At 34.0% G+C, this 14,891-nt stretch carries 14 protein-coding genes and 1 pseudogene; 10 read left to right on the forward strand and 5 right to left on the reverse strand.

Translation table 11 applies throughout. From position 1 onward, the window contains the following. Positions 1-290: 290 nt before the first annotated feature. From H6F45_RS18075 to H6F45_RS18095, 5 genes and pseudogenes are all read left to right on the forward strand, one after another. Positions 291-1,565 (forward strand): hypothetical protein, encoded by a 1,275-nt coding sequence (locus H6F45_RS18075; protein ID WP_190347995.1) that lies wholly within the window; start codon positions 291-293, stop codon positions 1,563-1,565. Next, the gene (gene dcm, locus H6F45_RS18080; RefSeq protein ID WP_096570809.1) at positions 1,534-2,661 is read left to right on the forward strand and encodes a DNA (cytosine-5-)-methyltransferase; all 1,128 of its coding nucleotides are present in this window, start codon (positions 1,534-1,536) and stop codon (positions 2,659-2,661) included. Before H6F45_RS18075 ends, dcm begins: the two co-directional genes overlap by 32 nt. Positions 2,662-2,778: 117 nt before the next feature. Further along, on the forward strand, positions 2,779-3,192 hold the full coding sequence (locus H6F45_RS18085) for a hypothetical protein (RefSeq protein WP_242052665.1): 414 nt from the start codon (positions 2,779-2,781) through the stop codon (positions 3,190-3,192). An 80-nt stretch (positions 3,193-3,272) separates the two neighbouring features. Continuing rightward, entirely contained in the window at positions 3,273-3,590 is a 318-nt protein-coding gene (locus tag H6F45_RS18090; RefSeq protein ID WP_096570807.1) for a hypothetical protein, read from the forward strand. Beyond that, positions 3,587-3,949 (forward strand): annotated as a pseudogene (locus tag H6F45_RS18095) (aspartyl protease). Before H6F45_RS18090 ends, H6F45_RS18095 begins: the two are co-directional and overlap by 4 nt. Here H6F45_RS18095 and H6F45_RS18100 read toward each other — a convergent pair. Continuing rightward, positions 3,835-4,125, reverse strand: a complete 291-nt coding sequence (locus H6F45_RS18100) for a hypothetical protein (RefSeq protein ID WP_190348021.1) — start codon at positions 4,123-4,125, stop codon at positions 3,835-3,837. The pseudogene H6F45_RS18095 and the gene H6F45_RS18100 overlap by 115 nt on opposite strands. A 287-nt stretch (positions 4,126-4,412) precedes the next feature. Here H6F45_RS18100 and H6F45_RS18105 point away from each other — a divergent pair, with 287 nt between their 5' ends. Continuing rightward, positions 4,413-5,915: a DNA methyltransferase gene (locus tag H6F45_RS18105; RefSeq protein WP_190347996.1), complete on the forward strand. Its 1,503-nt coding sequence runs from the start codon at positions 4,413-4,415 to the stop codon at positions 5,913-5,915. 20 nt (positions 5,916-5,935) lie between these two features. Continuing rightward, entirely contained in the window at positions 5,936-7,030 is a 1,095-nt protein-coding gene (locus tag H6F45_RS18110; RefSeq protein ID WP_190347997.1) for a hypothetical protein, read from the forward strand. Positions 7,031-7,097: 67 nt separating this feature from the next. Here the strand turns inward: H6F45_RS18110 and ahcY are convergent, their stop codons facing one another. Further along, positions 7,098-8,375, reverse strand: coding sequence for an adenosylhomocysteinase (ahcY, locus tag H6F45_RS18115; protein WP_137669233.1), 1,278 nt, complete (start codon positions 8,373-8,375; stop codon positions 7,098-7,100). A 253-nt stretch (positions 8,376-8,628) separates the two neighbouring features. Beyond that, positions 8,629-9,432: a hypothetical protein gene (locus H6F45_RS18120; protein WP_190347998.1), complete on the reverse strand. Its 804-nt coding sequence runs from the start codon at positions 9,430-9,432 to the stop codon at positions 8,629-8,631. Between the two features lie 370 nt (positions 9,433-9,802). On the opposite strand from H6F45_RS18120, the gene H6F45_RS18125 reads away from it, so the two are divergent. Beyond that, a complete protein-coding gene (locus tag H6F45_RS18125; RefSeq protein WP_347237748.1) occupies positions 9,803-11,128 on the forward strand; it encodes a mechanosensitive ion channel family protein in 1,326 nt (441 codons plus the stop codon). Positions 11,129-11,365: 237 nt separating this feature from the next. Beyond that, on the forward strand, positions 11,366-11,629 hold the full coding sequence (locus H6F45_RS18130) for a hypothetical protein (RefSeq protein ID WP_137666787.1): 264 nt from the start codon (positions 11,366-11,368) through the stop codon (positions 11,627-11,629). Between the two features lie 349 nt (positions 11,630-11,978). Here H6F45_RS18130 and H6F45_RS18135 read toward each other — a convergent pair whose 3' ends face one another. Beyond that, positions 11,979-13,112: a glycosyltransferase gene (locus tag H6F45_RS18135; RefSeq protein ID WP_190347999.1), complete on the reverse strand. Its 1,134-nt coding sequence runs from the start codon at positions 13,110-13,112 to the stop codon at positions 11,979-11,981. Positions 13,113-13,142: 30 nt separating this feature from the next. Continuing rightward, positions 13,143-14,321: a glycosyltransferase family 4 protein gene (locus H6F45_RS18140; RefSeq protein WP_190348000.1), complete on the reverse strand. Its 1,179-nt coding sequence runs from the start codon at positions 14,319-14,321 to the stop codon at positions 13,143-13,145. 417 nt (positions 14,322-14,738) lie between these two features. Between H6F45_RS18140 and H6F45_RS18145 the strand changes: the two genes are divergently transcribed. Further along, entirely contained in the window at positions 14,739-14,876 is a 138-nt protein-coding gene (locus H6F45_RS18145) for a hypothetical protein (protein WP_190348001.1), read from the forward strand. Positions 14,877-14,891 lie beyond the last annotated feature (15 nt).

Consider the following 14,891-nt stretch of genomic DNA (forward strand, 5'->3'; position numbering starts at 1 on the left):
AGGCGACTGTTCGAGTTCTGTCATGGAGATTGTTGTGGTGATCCTTGCTACGAAGCGGTCTTTTCTGACCAAGGTTGGGACGGTCTACCACTTCCTCTAACATACCTCTAAGATACAAGGTTGGGTTAAGCAAAGCGCAACCCAACGCAATAAATTTGTGAATATTTTGGTTTTCATTCTCTTTACTATTTATACTACGCTTTTGGGGGTGGGACTAATAACATAACCTTCGTGAAGGCAAAAACAAGAAGATTCATTATATGATTAGTATATTGTTTATTTGAATAACCATGCAAAATAATCAGGATGAATCCGTTAAGGTTGATGAAATAGCCAACCTTTTAGCAAGAGTAAAGCCTGTAGAAGTATATGCCCACGAAGAAGCATTAGCCACAATTCTTATTCAGAAAGCTTTGGAGAATGCACAAGTAACTTCTACTGCTCCTGGAATTTCACTAGCTGCTGCATTTGATTTAATCGTTGCTGCTGAATACTATGGAAAATTGACTAATAAAGGATGGCTTTACTGTCCAATTGATAATTCACCTCTGTTGATTTATCCATATACTAACACCTGTCCAAGATGTACTTTGCAAGGTAATTTCTTATTTCATCAAGCCAATAAACCTCCATCGGGAACAATTGGTAAAACAACAAGTCGATTACTATGTGTATTTTTAAAACACTTATTTAAAATCAATTCACAAGATTTAGAAATATATCATGGTATTGAACCTATTGATGTAATAGTTTATGATTCAAAGGAGAATATAGTTTTACTTTCAGAAGTTAAGGCTGCTCCACTGACTACTTTACCTCTAGCAGTACCTGTTGAAATACAAACTGAATTGGGAGATGAAGGTGAATTATTATCTCGTTCACATTCACCTATAGATAATTCTTTTATTAGTGCGTCTAATTTGTATATTATTCTTCCCAAAATTGAAAATGATGTATATAAATATGAACTAATAAATTTAGGAATCAAAGGAAATAATAAGTCTTCAGTATGGGTATATGAGCAAATGGGGGCAGCTTTTAATGATGATAATCAACTTTTTTATCGTTATTTCCAGTTTTGGAGTATGGCTTTTTCTGCATATAACAAAGCTGCAAGGGGTAGGGGAAATTTCCCAGAACCTGTTTATTGGTTAACTAATGCTTGTGGACAACCTATTCCTAGACCTGAAAATTGGCCGCAAAGAAGAAGTGGTGAAGGATATGAATCTATTTCTGATAGTAAATCTAGTGTAGGAATGGATAGAACTGATGATATTAAAAAAGGAATTTATCAAGTATTAAAAATTGCCGCATCCCAAAAGCCAAAGCATAGTAAAATAAGCGTAAAAACTGCTATATTATCTAATATTCATGCTGTGCGTCACTATAATGATTATTTATTAGAACTTCAGGATATTGTTTGGACTATAGATGAAACTGGACAAGCCAAAACTGTTGCTGATTTACCAGCAGATAAAGAAATATTTAATCTATTTGATGGTATAATAACTTTTACTGAAAGTCATATAAGAGATGAATGGATTAAGCAAAAGTTTAGATTTTAATATTTCTTTGGAAGTGGTTTATAATCACGTTGCTAGGCGGGTAGGTGTGGATGTGCAAAAAAGGATCAACACTCTAAAAATCGGGCAAAAAATGCAAGATTTACCCGAAGAACTTTGGCATGAAAGTTTTAAGTTTTATGTCAAAAATGATCCTAACAGACAAGGAGGACCCAATTTAAGGATGATTCGCCTTGATCCTGAAAAACCTTCATTAACAGTTACAGGTTATATTTTTAATAAGTTTGTCCATCCATATCAAAACAGATTTATTACTGTACGTGAAGCGGCTCGTTTACAAGGATTACCTGATGATTTAAAATTACAGGGAACTTTAACCAGTTGTCAGCTTCAAGTTGGTAATGCTGTACCTGTTCCACTGGCAAAAGCTGTATTTGAACAATTAGTTAAACAAGCTAATTTATTAGGATTTGAAAATAGTTCTTTGACGGGACTGAGTTTATTTAGTGGTGCGGGAGGTATGGATATTGGTGCTGATATAGCAAGGATAAAAACTAAGGTAGCTGTTGATAATTGGGGTGATGCTTGTGCAACTTTAAATGGTTATTTTGGCGATCGCATTCAAGTTCTAGAAGAGGATATTTCTCAGATTACAGATCCGTTAAGTTTCTGGCAAAATGTTTCAGGTGAAATAAATAAACCTGATATTATTTTTGGTGGTCCTCCCTGTCAAGCTTTTAGTCAAGCTGGTAAACAAAGAGGTTTAGAAGATCAACGGGGTAGTATGATCTATGAGTTTTTACGGTTTGTGGAGTATTTGCAGCCAGCTTTTTTTGTGATGGAAAATGTTTCTAATTTGAAGGGTTTAGGAGGCGGAAAGCTATATCAAGAAATTTGTAATAATATGATTGATTTAGGTTATAATGTGTCATCAGGTGTACTTTTAGCTGCTGATTTCGGTACTCCTCAATTAAGGAAAAGATTGTTTTTTATTGGTTCTAGAAAACATATTGGTAGTATTGATTTACCATTACCTACTCATAGTCCTGGTTGTCAATTATTGGGATTATTACCTTATGTTACTGTGGGAGAAGCATTTGCTAATTTACCAGATGCAGAATTTAGTCGTTGTAGATGAATAATTTTTATTTCACGCAGAGACGCAGAGAACGCAGAGGAGGAACGCAAGTATCATGTCAATTGCAATTTTTAGCAATGCGTTCTCAGATGAGCTAGTTACATTACAGCCACTGAGTTGAATCGTCAACCTAGAAAGGTTTTAGATAAAGCTTATGAACGTCCAATTACAATTACTAGAAATGACCAATCTTTTGCGCTGTTGCGTCGTGAAGATGTGGCTTATTTAGTGAAAGGGGTAACACAAAGTAAGGCTGTTTTTGAGGTGTTATCGGTTGCGTTTCGGTTATTATTAGGACAAAAAATAGGTTATGAGCATCCTTATGGATGGTTGAGCGTATTTGATGCTGATGAATTGCAAGATTTTATTAAAGAGGTAAGTAAGGCTTTTCGCTTAACTGATACTTCTAATGAGGCTTGGGATTTGATTGATGCTACTATTCATGAATGGCATGAAAGTGCGATCGCAATCACCAGTCCTGACCTAGCAGCAGCTTTTAATGATGAAAATAAAGAGGGTAAATCATGTTAAAATTTATGTTCAAATAATGATAAAAGTAGCAATTAAGCACAATTTAATTTAAAATAATAACTGGAGTTTAAGTTAATAAGATGACTTACATAACATCAAAAAGAATGGTAAGAAGAGGAAGAATTTTTCCTGAATTGACTATATCACCAGAAGAATTAGCCAGACGAGAAGCAGAAGATGAAATATTTTATCAACGTTGTCGGGCAATTTTTGAGCGTGTCCGTCCTGAATATATTGAAAATCACTATGGTTGGTATATTGCTATAGAACCAGATAGTGGAGAATATTTAATTGATCAGGATAGGATGGAATCTCATAAAAGAATGTTGGAAAAATATCCTCAAGCTAGACATTTCGTTTTTTGTTTGAATGAAACGGGGACAACTGGCACAATATGATAGAGGGTTATTTGGGAGAAAATGGGCAATTATTTTTTGAAATTGAATTAGTTACTAATGATGGCTTAAATCTTCCTATAGATGCCCTATTTGATACGGGTTTTGCAGGTTTTATGGCTATTAATACACAAGATTTAGATGGATTAGAATGGGTGTATAGTGGGGAGGAAATATTACGGACTGCGAAAGGTGAATCAAAATTTCAGATTTATTTAGGTCAAGTGATATTAGACTGAAAGCAGTATCAAATTCCTGTGAATGTTGGTAAAGGAATTAATGAAGTTTTATTGGGTTCTGAGTGGTTAAAGTTGTTGCGTTTGGTGGTGGATTTTCCAGAAGGTATTTTGACTTTGGGATGATTTTTTATCTCACGCAGAGACGCAAGTTCTATTACTTTGGTTAAATAATTTTCTGTGTGTTTTGTTAATACTGTTTTGACTAATTTAGGATAATTTATTGTTTCTATAAAATAATCTCCTGTTTGATGGATGGAAATACTAGCAATTTTAATTGATGTCAGGTATAATAGTTTCAATCTTTTATTTTCGTAGGTTGGGTTAAGCGAAGCGCAACCCAAAGCAGTTAAATTATAAAGATGTTGTGTTGAGGAAAGAAACCCAACCTATATCTACATCTACTTTTTATCCGCTTTTTTCGGATGCCATGAGTTTGTGTAGATGTAAATTATATCCGCCTAGTTATAAAGACCTTTTGTTAAATTTTATTAACGACTGATAATTTTAAAATTGATGTTATAATCTATTTTGGTTGGCTAAATTAATCCGGGTCTTTAAATAAAACATAATTTTTATTACATAAATAATGAAATCTCTTGTTAAACAATTAAGTCTATTTGAATTAGAAGTGACAACAACAAATCCTGAAAAAATAGTATTACCAAAAGGCTATAAAGGATTAGCTGCTTTTCATAAATATTGGGGTAAAAAACCAATTGAATGTTTATCATTTTTAATTGAAAACTTAACAGAAAAAGGTGATATTGTTTTAGATCCATTTTTAGGATCAGGCTTAGTTGCTCGTGAAGCAGTAATTAGGGAAAGACGATTTATAGGTATTGACATTAATCCTGTAGCTGTAGAATTATCGAATTTATTAGTCAATTTACCAAATCCAGATATTTTAAAAAAAGCTCTTAACGAATTAGAAAAAAGTATTAAATCAGACATATATAAAACTTACTTACTAGAAGATGGAAAATTTGCAACTCACTATTTATGGAATGAAAATGAACTAAATTCAGTTTGGCATTTATCACCAAGAAGAAACGAAAGTGATAAAAGGATACCAACTAATTATGACTATCAAGTACTTAAACAATTTGAGGGATACGAACCTAAAATACCTCGGCCAATTCAATTATTTCAAAATAGCCGCATAAATACAAATGATACTTTAACACTAAAAGATCTATTTACTGGTCGCGCATTATATAATATAGATTTGTTACTTGATGCAATTCACAAACAACCAGATTCTATCAAATCTGCATTATTACTATCATTAACATCTGCTTCTGGTCAAATGTCTAAGATGGTTTTTGCAATTACAGGAAGAGGTAAAACAAAATCTGACCCCACAAATAAAATAGAAGTTGGTAGTTGGGTGATAGGATATTGGCGACCAAAACTACATTTTGAAATTAATGTGTGGAATTGTTTTATTAAACGTGCAAATAGTTTACTAAAATCTATTCAAGAAGATGAATTAAAACAAGTTTATTGTGTATCTAAAAGATTAATAGATGTTATTGATAATAAAGCAGACGTGGCAATTTTTCAAGGTAATAATCGAAAAATTCTTAATAATTGCCCTGATGGAACTATTTCTTTAATATTAACTGATCCTCCACATAGTGATAGGATTCCATACTTAGAATTGAGTGAAATGTGGAATTGTTTAATAGATAAAAATCCGGATTTTTCTCAAGAAATTGTAGTTTCTAATGCTCGTAATCGAGGAAAAAATAAAAACAATTATGTGGCTGAAATGAGGGAATTTATGCAAACCGCTACTCGTATCCTCAAACCTGGTGGAATATTAGCTCTATTTTTTAATGCGAGAGATGCTGATAGTTGGCAGTTTTTAAAAGAGGTAATACCATCTGATAATCAATTACAATTTCGAGGATTATTTCCTATGAAATATTCAGCTAATTCAGTAATACAAGACAACAGAAAAGGGGGTTTAAAAAATGATTTCGTTTTAATCTATCAAAAACCTGGAAATGAAGATAATATAAAATTGATTTTTTTAGAAAAATTACCTAATTGGTCTAAAGAAATACCTAATATTCACTCAAAATAATCTTAAATCTGAAAAATCAAATGAGTTACACATTTTATCAACTTTCTCGGCTCTATGATGAAAATAAATTTTTTGAATTAACATCATCTTCTGAAGGATTATATTTTTTAAAATTACGTTCTTTGGCTCGGAAAGATTATTACTTGCATTTATTTCAAAAAGCACAAATATCTTCAGATAATTTAGGAGTAAAGCAGTATCTTGAAACACTTTTTAAATCTAATATTTCTTTAAAAACTATTCATGATTCTATTAATCAAATATATGAAGGACAAAGAGAAGAACGTCGTATACATGAACAAGAGTTACTAGCAGAATTATATAAGCTAAGAGTTTTTGACTGGGGTGGTATCCATCAAAATGATATTAATAAGTATCTAGTTGATAACTACATAAAAAAGATTACTAATTATGATAATTTAATAGAAAAAGTAGAAAATGAAATTTTACATAGTTTAAAAGGTTTTGTTCTGTGTTCTTGGTATAATAATTGGACATCAATTATTATTGAGGATATTTTTAAAGATCATGAGCGTGTTTTACCAACTGTAGGGTTAATTAAACAAGTTGATTTTTTCATTGATGATATACCTTTTGATTTAAAGGTAACGTATTTTCCTAAAGGTTTTATGGAAAATGAGAGAAAGAAAAGAAAACTAACAATTAAGGAATTATCAGAGTTAAAGAAGACAGCCAAAATATTTAATCTTCCTTTTGATCAAAATCGTCCCGATGATGAACTATTGATTGACTTGATTACAGCTTTTACTGAAAGTTCCCAGCAGAATGTAAAAGATTTTTATGATAATTTTGTGAAAATTAGAAGAGATATTATCAATGAGACATTAAAACAACCACGTGAACTTTTGCGCTGGTTGTATGAAAATCAAGGTTCTCAAAGATTTGATGCAAGTAATAGGTTATTTTTAGTTCTTGTAGATACTAATTCTTTAGAAGATAGTTGGAAGTTGAAAAGGGATTTTACTTTGTTAAAAAGTAAAATTGATGAATATCTAAATACACGCTCTTTTAAAAAGGATGATTTGTTACTAAATTGGACTTTTAATAACAATCAATACCAAAGCTATGCTGATGTTTTATTTGTACTAAAGTAACACCAATAAATTATAAAAAAAGGGATAAGCAAAACGCCTATCCCCAAAAAATCAACTAATCAATGATTTAAGTTCCAGACTGCCAAGAATTGATATACTCAACCTGATCAGCAGTCAAACTATCAATTGCAATACCCAAAGCTTGCAACTTCAAACGAGCAATTTCTTGATCAACCTCAGTAGGAATAGAATACAAACCAGGTGCTAACTTACCCTTATTCTTCACCAAGTATTCACAAGCTAACGCTTGGTTTGCAAAACTCATATCCATTACCGCGCTAGGATGTCCTTCCGCAGCAGCGAGGTTAACTAAACGACCTTCACCCAGTACAATCACAGATTTACCACTGTTGAGAATATACTGCTCTGTGAAAGGTCTTACAGTCTTGATTTCCTTAGCTTGACTAGCTAAGTATTTCAAATCTAACTCAATATCAAAGTGACCAGAGTTACAAACGATCGCCCCATCTTTCATGACATCGAAGTGTTCACCCCGGACTACGTGCTTGTTACCAGTCACAGTAATAAACAAGTCACCCTGAGATGCAGCTTCAGACATCGGTAATACCCGGAAACCATCCATTACCGCTTCAATCGCTTTAATGGGGTCAATTTCCGTAACGATAACGTTAGCACCCAAACCACGCGCACGTAAAGCAGTACCTTTACCGCACCAACCATAACCAGCTACCACAATGGTTTTACCAGCCAGCAAAATGTTTGTAGCGCGGATAATGCCGTCTAAGGTAGATTGACCAGTACCGTAGCGGTTATCAAAGAAGTGCTTGGTGTCTGCGTCGTTAACATTCATTGCAGGGAAAGTTAACACGCCATCAGCCAACATAGCGCGTAAACGGACAATACCGGTGGTGGTTTCTTCGGTTGTACCAATTAAATCTTTAATTTGATCTTGACGGTGTTGAACCAATTCGGCTACTACATCACTACCGTCATCAATAATAATGTTAGGACGATGATCTAAAGCGATTTGCACGTGGCGGCTATAGGTTTCCGCATCTTCGCCTTTCATCGCAAATACAGGAATTTCATAATCTGTGACTAAACAAGCAGCCACATCATCCTGAGTTGATAAGGGGTTACTGGCAATTAAAACTGCATCAGCACCACCCGCTTTTAAGGCGATCGCCAAATGGGCGGTTTCGGTGGTAACGTGGGCGCAAGCAACTAAGCGCAAACCAGCAAAAGGCTTTTCTTTCTCAAAGCGATCGCGAATTTGCTTTAATACTGGCATTTCCCGGCCAGCCCAGTCAATACGTTGTCTTCCCAAGGGAGCGAGAGCGAGGTCTTTAACCTCGTGCTTTAATCTGGGAGCGGTTGCGGTCATGAAAATTATCCTCTAAAAAATGCAACAGGTTGATAAACCTTTACGTACTTTAACAATATTTTCTGACAAGTAGCCATATTTTCCGGTAAATACTCATTCCCGATTGATCAGCAAAGGTAATTTTTCATTGCTAGATAGTGGAACAGGCTTCTAGCCTGTTGACGGGCAAGACTTGTACTGAGTTTATCGAAGTATGCCCATCCCACATTTTATATTGAATTATGACCAGCTACTTAGCAGTGAGTAGATTTGATTAAATCAATGAAGCCAAAGTTTGCATCAATAGCTGAGATTCCTTACCCATGTCACCTGGTAATAAAAATTGATACCATTGTTGTAACTGCTGCCGAGCTAAAGTATAAAGTGGATCATCAATACCTGAGTTAAAAAGTTCCATTATTGCCTGTCTTTGAGTTTTTCCGCGTCCTAAAATCCTCAGCCATAAAGTTGAAACATCTATAGGCAATTCACTGGTAACAACAATAGTAGTACAAAAAATTGCAGGTAAATTATAAACACCTGGAATATTAGATGATTTAATTCCAAATCCTCGAAAATGGTCAGGGAAAATAGAGGGGAAGATGATCAATTGAGTTTTATTATCTTCTTCTTTTGATTCTTCCTGATCTGTATCTTTTAAAGTTTCATTGACAGGAATAATCCTACCATCAGCTTCACTTGTCCATGTTAAAAAATGACTGAGACAAGTTCGTAATTCCCAGATATTTGGTGTCCAGCGTAGAGGTGAAATAATACACGGATTTGAAGTAAATTCTCCCAATAGTCCCAAGGATGTCCTAGATTTATTGATGTCAGGTTCAAACAATACATCTACCATTTTTGCTTCTGCCACCACTTCAGGACTAACCAATATACGCGGGTTATCAGTAAAAAGTGTTTTTATGTATGTACTTTCCCAGCCTAATCGAGAAGGATGTTTATAGACTCTCAATTTAGGGTTACGGGGAATAAGTTCATTGAGGAAAACATTACCATAATTACTAAGTAGTGCAAAAAGGTAATTTTGGGCAAAAATCACAAAAGATGGTCGAGACATAGACAATTTTTCCCAAATATTGTTTCTAATCTGTTCTGCATTTAATTAGCCATATTTTATCATAAATACCTATTAGCTATTACATACTACCTATATCTTCAACATAAGTAAGATTAAGACCCGATCTAACTTTTGGTTTTTTCATCTTTCTCTGGTAAGACTATAGGACTCCTATTTAATTATTTGCCAAAATTCTGTACACAAGAGGTCGTCAAAAGTAAGGGGTTTAGCAATCCTAAACCCTGACATAGATCATGAAACATCTGGTAAAAATTATCATAGGGACAATTCATGAATTATCCCTACAGGGGTTTCGTGGTTATACACATTTCATGACCACAAAATGTCTATTACCCAAGGAGGTATTTAAGTGCTAGGTAAATTTTTAGCGATTACGGGTTCAATGATCATATCCATTGCACCCATACCTAAAGCTACAGCCCAGACACCGAATAATTTACCAGAAATACCAGAAAGTTTACATAAAACTACATTTACTAAAACAACATTAACTCAACCACAACAAGAAAAAGAAAATCAATTTTTAGAACAATTGGCGATCGCCTCTGGTACTACCATCGCTATGGTAATCATGAGTTGGGGAGTTCGTCGTTTCCAAAAACGTTTAAGTAATAATTTCCTCAAAGTCTCTGACTCTAATTCCTCAGAATATCAACCCATCACTACATTACTAAATAAACAGCAAGAGCGACATCTTCAAGAAGTTAAAACCCGACTATTTCAACTTGCACAAGCTGGAATTTGGGTCAGTGGTAGTTTAATTATTTTAGGACTATTTCCTGCTACCCAAGCCCTACAAATTGGGATTCTCACCATTGCCAAAATTCCCATTAAATTAATAGTTGTTGGTGTGGGAACATATCTAATAGTAAGGTTTACCTATGCCATTATAGATCATTTTACCTCTACTATCATCAGTGGTGGAGCATTACTAACTCCAGAAACTTCCGAACGTTTGCAATTGAGAATATCCACATTTTCTGGGGTTACTAAAAGTATCACTATCATTATTTGGGTAGGTGCAGGAATCCTAATGTCCTTAATTGCTTTGGGAATAAATATTGTTCCTCTTTTAGCTGGTGCTGGTTTAATTGGTGTGGCTGTATCTTTGGCTTCTCAGAACTTAATTAAAGATGCCATTAATGGCTTTTTGATTATTCTTGAAGATCAATATGCTTTGGGTGATGTGATTACTGTGGGAAATGTGAGTGGTTTAGTGGAAAATCTCAATTTGCGAATGACTCAAATACGGGATGCAGAAGGAAGATTAATTACAATTCCTAACAGCGAAATTAAAGTTGTAGCTAATCTTTCTAGTCGCTGGTCTCGTGCTGATTTAATTATTCCAGTTTCTTATCAAACTGATATTGATAAGGCTTTGAAATTAATTGAAAATGTCGCTATCCAGATGAATCAAGAACCTCAATGGAAACGACAAATTATTGAAACCCCCAGTATTTTGGGAATTGATAATTTTGGCGATCGCGGGATGATGATTCGTGTTTGGATCAAAACCCAACCCCTCAAACAATGGGATGTAGCGCGAGAATATCGTCGTCGTCTGAAAATTGCTTTTGATGAAGTTGGAATTAATATTCCCGTACCTCAACAATCAATCTGGGTTAATGATGTTCAGTTATTGAGTTATCAAGAAAGTGGTTCATCTTTGCATTAAGCAGATATTTGACTGACTTAAAATGTGATTCAAACCCTGTTCTGGTGTAGCGGTAATTCATGAATTGCCGCTACTTTCGTTATTTTTTGCGTAAGTCCTGGATAAGTCAGGGGTTTTTCGCTATTCTCTTGCAAATTTAGTATAAATGTACTATAATAAATTCATCGTGTCCGACCTGTAAACAATATCTGGAAGATGGATTCAAGGGTATTACAAGGGTATTACAAGGGTATTACTATGATGAAGCACTATATTCTCAATCTTAATCCAACTGCCAAGCATGAATGGGATCGTTGTATTTTACGTGATCCTCTGACCGCAAAACGTCCAGACATAGCAAAATTAATTGCTGAAGCGGTAGGTGCGGATACGGGTAGTTATTTAGTCAGTGTCAATATTGAAGTTACAGTTTTGGAGGAAGCAGCATTACCTCAAGCTGAACAACTTTCCCTTCCCCTTCCAGAAGTGAGTATTTCTTCGCCAATTCGGGAAGCAGCGTAATTAAAAGTTAATTAAACAGTCCTGGGTTGGGTAGACATCAGGAAACCCAACACCTACAATTGTAGGATTTTTCTAAAAAATAGCAAAAATACCCAAGTAGATTGTACATATAATCATAGCACAAAAAGTAAATAAGGATTAATCAATCCTGAAAAAACCTATTTGCGTTGAATTATTGATAACATTCTCAATAATCTTGAGAATAAAGGCTGATTATTATCAACAAGGCGCAATTGATCTATTTTAGCAAAATCAATATTTAAAAAACTTATATTTAGCTAATATCCCCGACTTCTCTAATATTTAATCTTCATCAACCAGAGATATAAAATAGAAGTCGGGGATCTGATCACCTTTTTAACAATTCTTGAATTTGCTGATTAATAATATTCACATCAAACTTTTGACTAGCACTAATTCTAGCATAATTAGCGATATTTTGCATCAAGTCTTTTTCCTGAACACAATGATTAATTACCTGTGCTAATTCTTGGGGGTTATTTGGTGTGATTAAAAAACCATTTATCCCATCTTCAACTAATTCTATTGCACCCCCAGCTTTAGCAGCAACCACAGGTTTACCGCATAGCATCGCTTCCACAATAACTCTACCAAAAGGTTCAGGTGCAATTGATGTATGTGCCACTAAATCACAAGCTGACATTAATTGGGGAATATCATCACGAAAACCTAAAAATTTAACTCGGTTTTCTAAATTTAAAGCTTTTACTTGATCGTGTAATTCTTGTACATATTCATCCTCACCAAATAAAGCATCACCGACCAAAATAACATTAACATTTTCTGGACATTCTGCCAAAGCATCAATTAAAATATGCTGTCCTTTCCAGAGAGAAAGACGGCTAAAATGTCCCACTACAAATTTATCCTCTAATCCCAAATTTAGCCTTAATTGCTGAGGTTCATTTTCAGAAACTTGATAATTTTTAATAGCAAAACCATTATAGACAACTTCTACAAAATCAGCTTTCCCACCAGCTTGGATAAATGCAGTTTTACTAGCTTGAGAATTAGCAATTACTAAAGATGCAAAGCGATTAATTAAAGTAATAGCAACCCGGAGATTAGTGTTACTAAAATGTTCTAAAGATAGAATATCATGTAAATGATAAACCAAAGGACGACGAGAGAGAAAACTTGCTATTGCACCGACAACTAAAGCTTTTTGAGTATTAGCGTAAATTAAATCATATTCCCTAGCGCGTGTCACGACTTTATTAATTAAAGGTGTGAGTTTTCCTAAACTAGCTAATGCTGTAAATAAACTACTTTGTTTTTTAACTTTAATAGCTTGAGTTGCTAAAACTTCCACAGGAATATGATTAATTTCCAGTAACTTTCTAAAATCACCATCTGCAAATAAACCAACCAAAGAATTATTAGCAAAGGGTTTAGCAATATCTAATAAACATAACTCAGCACCACCCGGTTTACCACTTTGATCTAAAAACAAAATCTTCATTATTATCTACCTTTATCTGCGTTTAATTTATCAATTTTGATCAGCTAAAATAACTTGTCTTACTTGTTGAGAAATATGATTCCAATCATAATTTTGTACTGCATAATTACGACATTCTTCTCTAGAAGGTAAAATGATTTTTCTTAACATTGCTTGTTCTAATTTATCAGCAATGCTATCAACAGTAATAGAATCAGTAATTAAATCTGGTGCAAAACCCTGTAAAATTTCCGGCATTCCCCCTACAGGTGTGCATAAAACTGGAGTACCACAGGCTAAAGATTCCACAATTGCTAATCCAAAACCTTCAAAAGACTGACTGGGCATTACTGTTAAATTAGCAGATTGGTAAGCAATTGGTAACTGTTCATCAGGTAAAAAACCTAAGAATTTAACATTGTTTTCTAGTCCAAGTTCTATCACCTGTTGTTGTAGTAAATTTTGAATATGTCCACGTCCAGCAATAGCTAACCAAATATCAGGAATTGTGGGTTTAATTATGGCTAGTGCTTGTAATAACTTATCAATTCCCATGCGATAAACTAGACGACGGGAGGTAAATAATATTGGTCGATCAGTTGGCCAACCTAGTTGTTTTCTGGCTGTGAGACGAGATAAATTATATTGAAAGTGATTGATGTCTACTCCACCGGGGATAATGTGAATTTTATGCCAGGGAACTTGATATTGTTGATGTAAAATATTACCAAAAGCTTGGCTGAGAACAATGAAGCGATCGCAGCGATTATAGGTATTTTTTTCTATTAATTGCTTCTTCATCCAAATACTTAGTTTTTTATTTACTTCTTCTTCCTTACTTTCCGAAGCCCAAGGACCATGAAAATTAAAAGTAATTGGTACTTCTTTCGGTAAAAGATCCAAAATCGGAAAGCTATATAATGCGAAATGTAGATTAATTGCATCAGGTTGATCTAATCTAGTTTTTTGGAAGTTAGTCCGAATGGACCATAATCTTTTCCAAATTTGACTATCTGGAGATGCTAAATTATTTAACTGAATATTTGACTGAATGGGTGTATTTTTTGCATCAGGTAAACCTACACCACATAATTCTATTCGGTCTTTATTTAGAGCTAATTTTTGAGTTAGTTCATAAATATACCTTTCTAATCCTCCCGGTGTTTTGGGAAACCAACCTGTTCCCAATGTGAGGATAGACGCAGAAGCTAATTCCTGAGTTTTTGTCATACCTTCCACCTAATTATCTCCTTAACTTCCTCACACGATGAAACTTATTTAATAGGTAAGTCTGAAACGATACAGTTAATGCTCACAATCATCAATTAACAAACCTTTAGTTTAATCCGGTTAAAAATTTGTAAATCAGGTAGTTTTTGAATAAATTATTTTTATATATTGAGTTTACTGAGTACAGGGAGTCTTGGGATTTTGTACTTAGTAAAAGATATCATTAATATCTATTAAATCCGCACCTTTGATAATTAAATATTTTCTCAAGCTTTGTATCTATCTACAGAATTAGGCTTTGATGAATCCTGTATTATAATTAACAAGTTCCGAGGGGAAGATAAATTATTTTTCTGAAAAAGAATAATATTGGCAGATGAGAAAATATAAAAAATATATTTTTTTGATAAAGTTCTGATGAAATTACCTAAAATGCAACATTTATTTGTTAGTTTATTGATGTTTAGTACCAATGATGTTTCTGTGCCTTTTCTCCGCTACGTTTTCGCTACGGTTTTTAGAAAAGGAACAAGATATCAAAAAGCAAAAGCATAATTTAGCAACTCATTT

This window comes from Sphaerospermopsis sp. FACHB-1194, from assembly GCF_014696235.1.
In the GTDB taxonomy this organism is placed as follows: domain Bacteria; phylum Cyanobacteriota; class Cyanobacteriia; order Cyanobacteriales; family Nostocaceae; genus Sphaerospermopsis; species Sphaerospermopsis kisseleviana.